General features: G+C 48.2%; 6 protein-coding genes. 1 reads left to right on the top strand and 5 read right to left on the bottom strand.

Annotated features, from left to right (window positions below; genetic code table 11):
• Positions 1-16 precede the first annotated feature (16 nt).
• Positions 17-589 (bottom strand): helix-turn-helix domain-containing protein, encoded by a 573-nt coding sequence (locus AXFE_RS06710; RefSeq protein WP_052605126.1) that lies wholly within the window; start codon positions 587-589, stop codon positions 17-19.
• Between the two features lie 127 nt (positions 590-716).
• Here AXFE_RS06710 and AXFE_RS06705 point away from each other — a divergent pair, with 127 nt between their 5' ends.
• Positions 717-1,520: an IS3 family transposase gene (locus tag AXFE_RS06705; RefSeq protein WP_052605125.1), complete on the top strand. Its 804-nt coding sequence runs from the start codon at positions 717-719 to the stop codon at positions 1,518-1,520.
• Between the two features lie 1,121 nt (positions 1,521-2,641).
• On the opposite strand, the gene AXFE_RS06700 is transcribed toward AXFE_RS06705, so the two are convergent.
• From AXFE_RS06700 to AXFE_RS06680, 4 genes are all read right to left on the bottom strand, one after another.
• Positions 2,642-3,007: a hypothetical protein gene (locus tag AXFE_RS06700; RefSeq protein ID WP_200891206.1), complete on the bottom strand. Its 366-nt coding sequence runs from the start codon at positions 3,005-3,007 to the stop codon at positions 2,642-2,644.
• Positions 3,008-4,048: 1,041 nt separating this feature from the next.
• Positions 4,049-4,786: a polysaccharide deacetylase family protein gene (locus AXFE_RS06690; protein ID WP_160291756.1), complete on the bottom strand. Its 738-nt coding sequence runs from the start codon at positions 4,784-4,786 to the stop codon at positions 4,049-4,051.
• Positions 4,787-5,069: 283 nt separating this feature from the next.
• Positions 5,070-5,795, bottom strand: a complete 726-nt coding sequence (locus tag AXFE_RS06685) for a hypothetical protein (RefSeq protein WP_152625912.1) — start codon at positions 5,793-5,795, stop codon at positions 5,070-5,072.
• 597 nt (positions 5,796-6,392) lie between these two features.
• Positions 6,393-8,144, bottom strand: a complete 1,752-nt coding sequence (locus AXFE_RS06680) for an MGDG synthase family glycosyltransferase (protein ID WP_052605122.1) — start codon at positions 8,142-8,144, stop codon at positions 6,393-6,395.
• Between the last annotated feature and the right edge of the window lie 26 nt (positions 8,145-8,170).

Below are 8,170 nucleotides of genomic sequence, written 5' to 3'. Positions count from 1 at the left end.
TAGTACCAGTGCAGCATCAGGGGGATTGAGATAGATCCCAGTTATGTCGCGGACCTTTTCGGTAAAGGCCGGATCGGTACTGATGTTGAAGTATCCCAAGACATGGGGCTTGAGGCCAAAGGTTCTCCAGATACGTGAGATGCTCGCTGGTGATACCCCGATCCGCTTGGACATTGAAGACGTCGACCACTGGGTAGCAAGCTGGGGGCTCTTCTTCCAAAGTGATCCTTAGAATCTCGGCGATCTTTTCGTCATCAATGCTTCTCGGTTTTCCACTTCTCGGTGCGTCATCGAGAAGTTCCACTCCGTAGTTGATAAAACGCCGCTTCCATTTGCATACCGTCTCTGTAGATATCTGAAGTCTTTGCGCGATCTCGTTGGTTCCAACCCCTTCGTTACTCCATAGGGCAATGCTGGCCCTTGCCACCTGTCCTATGGGAGCTGTGGACTTTCTTACCACTGCTTCTAATTCGCTACGTTCTTTGGGACTGAGCGGAACCACCGAAGCTTGTCGTCCAGATCTCTTCTTGGGCGGCTTGCTCTGGTTGGCATCAATGTTTGGCTCCTCTGAAATGGTGTGACTTTGCATCGTTCTCCCTTGCAAGGTTATGTCCTTACCAAGGAGAACAACCTTAGAAGGGATTAATTCCTCAGTTTCAGGGAAATTATGAGAGGGGACACTAGATGAATCTGAACGTCAAGAGATCTTAGATACCATGCATAAGGAGGAGTTCTCGTCACTTCCTCCAAGTCAAGTAGTTCCAGCCTTGGCCGATAAGGGAATCTATCTCGGATCGGAATCTACCTTTTATCGAATTCTTCGTGACCACAAGCAAAACAACCATAGAGGTAGAGCCAAAACAGCAGTTAAACGTGATACTCCTAGTCATTTGGCAAATGCTCCCTTTGAAATTTGGGTCACAGATATATCCTGGCTGCGTGGACCGGTACATGGAGTTTTTTACTACCTGTACTTCGTAATGGACCTTTATTCGAGAAAGATAGTTGGATATGAAGTATACGGATGCGAATCATCTCAGCAACTTGCCGATGTAGTTGTAAGAGCAACTCTCCTAGAAGGAGGAAGAGCTCCTAAAATCTTACATAGCGACAATGGATCTCCTATGAAGGGATCTTCTCTATTAGAGCTTTGCTACAAAATGGGGATCACTACCTCGAACTCACGACCTCGGGTTTCTGATGATAACCCCCACATAGAGTCGCTCTTTCGCACTACCAAGTACTGGCCTGGTTATCCATATGGAGGATTTGAAAACCTTAGAGATAGTCGGACCTGGGTGGAGAAGTTTGTCAACTACTACAACTACCACCACCGACATAGTGGTCTAAAGTTCGTTACTCCCCATGATGTTCATGAAGGAAACCATCTCGAAGTACTCTCGATGCGACAGAAACTCTACGAAACGACAAAGGAACTCAATCCAAAGAGGTGGATCAACTCTAAAGTGAGAGACTGGAGTCCACCTGGCGAGAACCTGGACTACACCTCCAAGGGATAAATCCATCCTAAGTTCTACATTATCTGCGTAGTTCTAAGTCGATTGACCCAACACGAAGAGATTCAAGATCTTAGAGACTTTAATTTAATTAGTAGTAGTAGCAGGTTGAAAGAGCCTGTGGGCGAAGATTATTGGATTGTGCGCAAACGCGAAGCGTTTTCCACATTTCAATTACCGTTTGCGTAGCGATCGTCCACAACTCAATAACCCCAGTTAGCTTCCTAAAGAGCTAGAGGCCTGAGATCTCAGAGGGAAGGTGGGTATAAATCACACCACAAGTCCGTCATCGATCAACACAGCCAGGAGGTTTCCTATTTGCGAGCTCCAATGGTCCGTTGCGTGACGATAGTGCGACGATTTTGTTATCCAGCTTCGATCTCATGAGCCCAAAGATATTTAGGATTGTCAATTAGTTAGCCAAATTGGCAGACCCAAGTGTGGTCATTTGATCTAGTTGCCGACTTGTCGTCGGCAACTAGATCAAAATTTCGCCACGGATAAGTCGATCAATGAGGAACCTAAATTAACTAGCTTTTGGCGGCACGAAGGTGCCAGAAAACCATTAATCTCAAACTAAGCAAATGTGCCAACTATCTTGACACTCACCGGTGGCGAGCGTTGTGTTAAAAGGCGGAGATACCTCCGTTGGGTAAGTACTACGAAGATGGGCGAAAGCGAACCATCCGATGACGCATCGAAACCCAGATGGTTGACATCAGAACCAAGGTCGGCCCATATCCTTGGGATAAGTTTGGCAGGTTGTCTCGTTCCTGGCCAGGCAAGTGTCTCGTGTAAAGGTGGCATGAGCGTGGTATGGGCTTTCATACTGTTGCTGGAAACACATATCGAACTCAGGAACCAGTCGTGTGGCTGTCCCTTTGGAAACAGAGAGAGCGGGAGTGCACCGAGGCCAAAAGCCGAAGGTAAGAGTGCCGGATGCTACGCAGCGGGGCGGACTGGGGTGTATTAGCAATGAAGCTCTTGTAATGAGACTTTGAGCAAAGGCTAAAGGCGAACGGACTGCAATGGACTACCCAACTCAGCAATGAGCAGGAGCTAACACAAAGCAGTTGCGAGCGAGAAGCCGGATGAAGGGATACTTTCACGCACGGTTCTGTGAGTTATGCGGCTAATCCGAGTCCGGACTTAGCTATCTCCCATACACGCCTAGTTTTTATTACCCTGTTTTTTTCTCCGGATTGGCGGGCAACGGCGCGTAGGAGCTCCTCGTGACGACGAAGGATGGCGGCGATTGCTTCAAGACCAACACGGAGTTGCTCGACTTGAGCGACTAACCCCGAAAGGGTTAGTACCTCCAAAGCCCGTTGGCAATGCTCATGGACCACTGCATGGAGTTCGGGTCGGCGATACAGCGTCGCGCGGCCGATCTGGGCTCGACGGGCAACTGCATCGAAGGTTATGGCTGCGCCGGCTTCTACTAGCTCGGCACAAGCTTGTTCTACCTTTTTGATTTGCTTCTGGTACATTTTTATTCTGACCTCTCTAGCTTGCCCTAATAGATAGCGACAACGCAACTACGCGGTCGCCCCCACAACATCATCAGCTCCAGTGATGCTCTACGCCCCCATAGTAATCAACCAAAGCGTCGCCCTACAAGGTCTCGGTGTCGGCCAACTCCACCCCCCCCCTCGCTCCACCTGTATCTTCAGTCGCATTCCGCGAGGGGATGGGCTGGAATTGTTATCCTGAGTACCACAAACCCAAAAGAGCGCTCACATCCCAGTATCCTGCACGAACTCTCGGAGTTTCCTCACCCCAACAACCGCTGATACTAATTATTGGTCACATAAAAGGGGAGCGGGAGGGGAAGATCCCTCCCGTCTCCCTACTAAGTTCTGGCCTGCTGCGGATCAAACCCAGCGTTGGCTCCGTCGCTATCTGATACTTCAAAAGTAGCGGAGAGTGCAACTACTAATTTTGCGACAGCTACCGCATCGACCACTTCAATTGGAACCTGTCAGTCAAGTTGTTTTTCAACAGCCAAGGCAATTAGCTGTCAGGGAAATGCGGCAACCCGAGCGAGATAGTTCTTCATTCACTCGCAAATAATGCCCCTCCGTGTTGGGGCTACGGATACCCATTGCTTTGGTTTTTTGGACAATCGGTAACGCCTTCTTCTGTTACTAGCGCGATTAGCCCGTCCTTTACGAGTGATGATGGGGTCGTAGAAGTCTTCTTTTCGCCGCCGCCAACCACTGCCTTGGCATCTGGGCCAAATACGGTTGGATTTGTTATGGTTTTACAGTGACGTTGCCAAATGGGGCTAAGGCTCTTGCTCTCGTGCTACATCTATCGACATCGGCTGGCAAACCGTTGTGCCAAGTTCCTGAATTTGCAGTTATGCATCCCAGTCTGCAATGTGCCGATACAAGTCTCTCCTTTTGTTGCATCGGCAAGCTTGGCTCCTTTGGAACTTGGGTAATATCCAAGTATCTCTCCAGTCAAGTTTGCACTTCTAGGAGTTTGGCCTGCGGCATTATCGTCTTGGTAGTGAGCGTAAAGTCGATCTATTGATCTATTGTTATCGGGCTTAGTTCGATTTTGTTCAAATTGGCGAAATCCATGAGCTTTTTAAGACCACCGATAGTAGACCATGTGCTACCAGGAGCTGAAGTGCAATCTGAGTCATGGAGGAGAATTGTGCTGCCGCCAATTCCATGTCTCATTAGATCGGAGATGACCGATTCACTGGTGGCGCTTGCTCGCCAATCTCTTCCCCACGTTGTCCAGAGCCGAATCTTTAAGTCGAGTTTTCTCGCTGCAATCAATGTGCCAATGGAGATTACACCGTAAGGGGGTCGATAGTAGCGGATCTTTACTCCAGTGGCGGTCTCAACGATCTCTTTGGCCTTTGTCAAGTCGTATATTATCGTTCGTGTGCTTCGAAAGAGGTGATTTCGATGTTCGTAACCATGTAGTGCGATTTCATGGCCGGCCTGGGCTACAGCGTGGGCTAAGTTTGGGTGCGCTTCCACCATTGACCCGAGCATGAAAAACGTCGCATGGACGTTGTTCTCTTTTAGGATTTGGAGGACTTTGGGGGTTGAAACTGGATCTGGTCCGTCGTCAAAGGTCAATATGGCGCGACCTGCTTTTGTGACTCCCATTAGATCTGGAAAGAAACGTTGGGTAAATGGGAAGAACCACGTTGTTGCCGGTAGCGAATGAACCACTAGGGGGGGAGCAATAAGAGCTATCGTCCTTTTTATATAACGTGATTTTGACATCAGATTGATTTTAGCCATCGGGGTCTCTCTTTTAGGCACGGGTAACTTCAACATCGGTGATCCTTTGGGAAAATTGTTTTAAGTGTCTCTGATTAGAGGCGTAAATCCACCTTGGTGCCTTTAACAAACTGTGCGTTTTACCTTAGCCAGATTTCAGCTCTCTTTGGGAGTTGCGGGAAAGTCAGGCTCTTTATCGGGCTGTTTTATCTTTGCAGCACTTGGGGGATTATGAAGATTTTGATCACGAGATGAAGAGATGAAAGATCAAAGCATGAAGGTCAACACGGGGGCCCTAGGTTAGCTAGCAGACCCCAGCGTATCCAAATACGCCTACCCCAGGCGCTGGATTGTTGACTATGCCACTTGCTCCGGTTGAGGCTACCGATCCCATATGGACGACGTACCACTGGCCCCTCCAAGATATCAGAGATGCTATACCAATTGAGTATGTGGAGTTGCCAACTCGATAAAGTAATCGAGAGTCTCCAACATGCCAGTATCCGGTGTTTGAGTAGCAATTTCCAGGAGTTACCCAATTGGCGCTCCAACTTGGTACTGCAATGCCAATAAATTGAGCTGTCGATGCGTTGGCACCAAGGTAACTGTGGGCAGCCAGGATGTCAAGTTTGAATGCACCGAGAAGACGGGTTTGATAGTCGGAAGCTGGATTCGTGATTGTCTTTAGCGAGACGTAAGCGGATTCAGGAAAAAATGAAGGCAGCGCCAACGTGGGGTTGCCAGTTGTTATTGCATTCCAAAGATCGGCGATTTTGGTAATAAATTGCCGGCTATTCGTGCTAGGAAAGACACTGGTCTGTGGTAGTGTCCCAGGATCAACCGTTGTAGTCGTAGCGGGCACTGCGGTGGTTGTGGTAGTTCTCGGCACTATGGTGGACGTGAGTGCCTTCTGGGTCGCTGTTTGGTTGGATTTGCCTATGGCGTACAGTCCGCTAGCGATAACGACTAATAAAATTGCCGTTCCTAGCAGGATTCGTCGCACTAAAAATTTGGAACGGCGGTTTCTCATCTATGCTTTCAACTTCTTGTATTGGTAAGTATACCGTTTATCAGAATTAGAAAACACTGAGATCAACGGTACCGCTTTACCAAGAATAGTGAGTATATAGGTCGGTACGATTGGTAGTAATTCAGATATACCGAAAGTGTTCAGCAAAGTTGACCTTCGCGGCTTTCGGTTCTTTGAATTAATTTCCTGATCGGACTTTGACGAAGATGCCTTGTGCGCACTTTTTCGCTATCGCCCCAGCGATTATTTGATTTAGACCTGGGGATTGGCCCGATCCGAGTTGCTGTTCTTGATCAGCTCATTGCGGCCATATGGATTTGTCTGGGATTTTTTTCGGATCAGGATGGAAGCTCCAGGTGGCAAAAGTTCGCTAGATGAATCTATATTTGTATTTTAGTTTTGAAGCGATGACTGGGTATGGATCGTTGAGTTTTGTGACAAGTTTGACTTGATCTAAAATCTGCACTTAGGTTTGAAGTTTGAGACAAAAGGGTGCCACGATTCATTGTCTTGCCGGTGAGATTTTAGACAGCTTCAATGCAGCCTTTGAGCGTGGGCAGTTGGAGCTGACCTAAAGGGTAATTTCCTATTGGACTTTTATGATCCTATTACAGATATCGGAAGTAGGGTGAAGTTGTTCTTCTTCAAGATGGATTCCATCCATGCAATATGCTTTTCGACCTGCGGGTTGGTCATTCCTGTGGAATTGATCTCATAGACACGACCCTTACTTGGCATGAACTTGGTTAGGGTTTCGACGACTACGGCTTTGACCAAGGGTACGTGAGAAAGCGAAGCCCACGCTAGGTCTACACTATTTACCACTCCGACCGGCGCGTAAACAATCGATTGCAGACCAGTATCGGCCAGAATTAGCTTTTGAGATTTCGTTGCATCTTCGATAGGGGCGAAGATACGTAAGCCAGAGTTTATTGGCCATCCGCCATTGACAATCGTCACACCGGCTGAAGCTAAAGCTCGTACTTGGTCAGGGTAATGAAGTGCGATTGGTCCAGTGATGACAGCGCCTATTCCTGAGTCGGCAAGTTGGTGGATTAGCACAGGGTCAAAGATTGACCGAGGTGTCATTGTAACCAGTGCGTAGGCATAAGGTGAGGACATGGATGCTGTGCCGACATTTAGCTGAGTAGTTGTCGCATTGACCGCAATGTTCGCGCCGCTAATTATTACCAACAGTGCCATTGCGAATTTGACCAAGACTCCGACCGGTCCGTGGCCGGTTGACCTCTGGCGTCTTGGAGTTTTGCGTTGGTAGTAGTCAACTTCAATCATCTTACCTGGATCACATACAAAGACTTGAGATGCTCGCTTGGTGGTAAGTTCTGGATTCGCTGTCAGCTCATGGACGGTTTCAATAAGCTCCTTCGGACTTTTTGCCCAAAGGGAGACTCCCGATGCTTCCATCTCGATTACGTTTCTCAGGCCATGGCCCTTGATCGGGTTGTACGAGACGACCGGGACTCCTGCCGCAAAGGCCTCAAGAGCTGTAAGGCCACCAGCATTCTGAATCACAACATCGCATGCGCGCATGAGATCTGCCATACGGTCGGTCCAACCTATGACGCGGCCGACATTCAGTTTAGAAAGATCGTCATAAAGTGCCTTGTTCTTACCACAGACTACGACCGGGAAGATATCGTGAGCATTGCCTAGCGTCAACAAGGTATCTTTTAGATCTCCAACGCCCCAACTGCCTGCAACTATTAGTGCTGAAGCAATTTTTTGAGGTATTGAGAATTCATCCCGAATCGATTCCCGCTCCATATCTCCTATGTGGTGGAATCGCTCAGATACCGCAGGGCCGCTTACCATGGGAGTTTTGTTAACTAGTCGTTCAACTTGCCTTACGGAGATGTTGTGAACTGCTAAATATGCATCGATTCCTTCGTCAACCCACATAGTATGCACAGAAAAGTCAGTTAGGAAAGTGTAAGCAGGAACCTTCATGGGCCTCAGTACAGACCGACGAGCTCGTCCTAGGACTAGTGAAGCAAATGGGTAGGTGGTAAGGACGATGTCGGCATCGACCTCCTTGATCCACTTTCTGATTCTTGGGAAAAATATGAAATAAAAGATTGAGACGATTGGGGGCTTGATTGCTTTGAATGATGCGAAGATACGAAATAGCGCTTCGTAGCTCCATTGGGCATGATCTAGCTGTAGCTCGTAGGTGCGCTCGAGAATTTTTCCGATTAGAGGTGCAGCATCAAGGAAGTCTCTAGTTTCGACATCAAAGCCCCTACTCGTAAGCTGTAGGGCGATTTCCTTAGCAGCTCCGTCGTGTCCCGCTCCCATTCTGGCGGACACGATAAGCACGCGTTTTGGCATAAAGATGTAACCTTTTCTTCAACAGA

Origin of the sequence: Acidithrix ferrooxidans (assembly GCF_000949295.1) — a bacterium.
Taxonomy (GTDB): domain Bacteria; phylum Actinomycetota; class Acidimicrobiia; order Acidimicrobiales; family Acidimicrobiaceae; genus Acidithrix; species Acidithrix ferrooxidans.
Note: the sequence above shows the minus strand (reverse complement) of the source record. Positions and strands in the feature narration are given on the sequence as shown.

Excerpts from the sequence above, each read along its gene's own strand:
- AXFE_RS06705 (WP_052605125.1), top strand. The coding sequence starts at position 717 with ATGCATAAGGAGGAGTTCTCGTCACTTCCTCCAAGTCAAGTAGTTCCA.
- AXFE_RS06710 (WP_052605126.1), bottom strand. The coding sequence starts at position 589 with ATGCAAAGTCACACCATTTCAGAGGAGCCAAACATTGATGCCAACCAG.
- AXFE_RS06680 (WP_052605122.1), bottom strand. The coding sequence starts at position 8,144 with ATGCCAAAACGCGTGCTTATCGTGTCCGCCAGAATGGGAGCGGGACAC.
- AXFE_RS06690 (WP_160291756.1), bottom strand. The coding sequence starts at position 4,786 with ATGGCTAAAATCAATCTGATGTCAAAATCACGTTATATAAAAAGGACG.
- AXFE_RS06700 (WP_200891206.1), bottom strand. The coding sequence starts at position 3,007 with ATGTACCAGAAGCAAATCAAAAAGGTAGAACAAGCTTGTGCCGAGCTA.
- AXFE_RS06685 (WP_152625912.1), bottom strand. The coding sequence starts at position 5,795 with ATGAGAAACCGCCGTTCCAAATTTTTAGTGCGACGAATCCTGCTAGGA.